This window comes from Saccharomonospora halophila 8, from assembly GCF_000383775.1.
Taxonomy (GTDB): Bacteria; Actinomycetota; Actinomycetes; order Mycobacteriales; family Pseudonocardiaceae; genus Saccharomonospora; species Saccharomonospora halophila.
Map to the genome: position 1 here is coordinate 3,208 of NZ_KB912533.1, position 2,056 is coordinate 5,263.

Here is a 2,056-nt window from a genome sequence, read left to right on the forward strand (position 1 = left end):
GCCGCGGGCGACGGCGGGCTCGACCACTCGGGCCTGCTGCGCGGCGTCGAGCGGCTCAGCGGCCGCACCGACAGATGACCACCCGCGGGGGCCGGTGGGCCCCCGCCGCCAGAGACGGAGGGTACACATGGCACGCATGCGAGCCGTCGACGCCGCGGTCCTCATCCTGGAGAAGGAGGGGGCGACGCAGACCTTCGGGCTGCCGGGCGCCGCGATCAACCCGTTCTACAGCGCGATGCGGGCACACGGTGGGATCCGGCACGTGCTGGCCCGCCACGTCGAGGGCGCCTCCCACATGGCCGAGGGCTACACCCGGGCCGCGCCGGGCAACATCGGCGTGTGCGTGGGCACCTCCGGCCCGGCGGGCACCGACATGATCACCGGGCTGTACTCGGCGTCGGCCGACTCGATCCCGATCCTGTGCCTCACCGGGCAGGCCCCGGTCGACAAACTGCACAAGGAGGACTTCCAGGCCGTCGACATCTCCTCGGTCGCCGCACCGGTGGCGAAGTGGGCGGTCACCGTCCTGGAGGCCGCCCAGGTGCCGGGCGCCTTCCAGAAGGCGTTCCAGCTCATGCGCCAGGGCCGCCCGGGGCCGGTGCTGATCGACCTGCCGCTCGACGTGCAGCAGGCCGAGATCGAGTTCGACCCGGACACCTACGAACCGCTGCCGGTGGCGACCCCGGCGGCGAGCCGGGCGCAGGCCGAACGGGCACTGACGATGCTGTGCGAGGCGGAGCGCCCGCTGATCGTGGCCGGGGGTGGGGTGGTCAACGCCGACGCCGCCGACACGCTGGTCGAGTTCGCCGAGCTGGTCGACGTGCCCGTGGTGCCCACGCTGATGGCGTGGGGCGCGATCCCGGACGACCACCCGCTGACCGCGGGCATGGTCGGACTGCAGACCTCGCACCGCTACGGCAACGCCACCCTGCTGGCGAGCGACTTCGTGCTCGGCATCGGCAACCGGTGGGCCAACCGGCACACCGGCGGGCTCGACACCTACACCGCCGGCCGTACGTTCGTGCACGTCGACGTCGAACCGACGCAGATCGGCCGGGTGTTCGCCCCCGACTACGGCATCGTCTCCGACGCGGGCGCCGCGCTGGAGCGGTTCGTCGAGGTGGCCCGCGAACGGAAGCGGGACGGGCGGCTGCCGGACCGGACCGACTGGGTGCGCGGGTGCCGACAGCGTCGACGGACCATGCTCCGCCGGACTCACTTCGACACCGTGCCGGTCAAACCCCAGCGGGTCTACGAGGAGTGCAACCGCGCCTTCGGTCCGGACGTGCGCTACGTCAGCACGATCGGCCTGTCCCAGATCCAGGCCGCGCAGCTGCTGCACGTCCACCGGCCCCGGCACTGGATCAACGCCGGCCAGGCCGGCCCGCTCGGATGGACGGTGCCCGCGGCACTCGGGGTGGCCACGGCCGAGCCGGACGCCACCGTGGTCGCCCTGTCCGGCGACTACGACTTCCAGTTCCTCGTCGAGGAACTGGCGGCGGGCGCGCAGTTCCGCATCCCGTACCTGCACGTGCTGGTGAACAACTCCTACCTGGGGCTGATCCGGCAGGCCCAGCGCGGGTTCGACATGGACTACTGCGTGCAACTGTCGTTCGACAACATCAACTCCCCCGAACTCGGCGGCTACGGCGTCGACCACGTCAAGACCGTCGAGGGCCTGGGCTGCAAGGCGATCCGGGTGTTCGAGCCGGACGACATCCTGCCCGCGTTCGAGAAGGCGCGGACACTGATGGCCGAACACCGCGTGCCCGTGGTCGTCGAGGTGATCCTGGAGCGCGTCACCAACGTGTCCATGGGCACCGAGATCGACAACGTGGTCGAGTTCGAGGACCTCGCCGAACATCCCGATCACGCCCCCACGGCGATCGCGCTCGCCGACTGACCGCACCAGCTCCACCGCACCGCGCCGGAAAGGAACGGACCCGCCATGCCCACCGTGCTCGTCGCGCCCGACAAGTTCAAAGGATCGGCCACCGCCGCCGAGGTGGCCGACGCGGTCGGCACGGGCCTGCGGCGGGTCCTGCCGCACGCGCGG

At 71.8% G+C, this 2,056-nt stretch carries 2 protein-coding genes; both read left to right on the plus strand.

Annotated elements, in window-relative coordinates; translation table 11 throughout:
- Positions 1–127: 127 nt before the first annotated feature.
- The gene (gene gcl, locus SACHA_RS0109735; protein ID WP_019809280.1) at positions 128–1,903 is read left to right on the plus strand and encodes a glyoxylate carboligase; all 1,776 of its coding nucleotides are present in this window, start codon (positions 128–130) and stop codon (positions 1,901–1,903) included.
- A 45-nt stretch (positions 1,904–1,948) separates the two neighbouring features.
- Positions 1,949–2,056, plus strand: a 108-nt coding sequence (locus SACHA_RS24435; RefSeq protein ID WP_198010128.1) for a glycerate kinase, incomplete at its 3' end; no start/stop codon positions are given.

Coding starts and splice junctions, on each gene's coding strand:
- gcl (WP_019809280.1), top strand. CDS start 128: ATGGCACGCATGCGAGCCGTCGACGCCGCGGTCCTCATCCTGGAGAAG.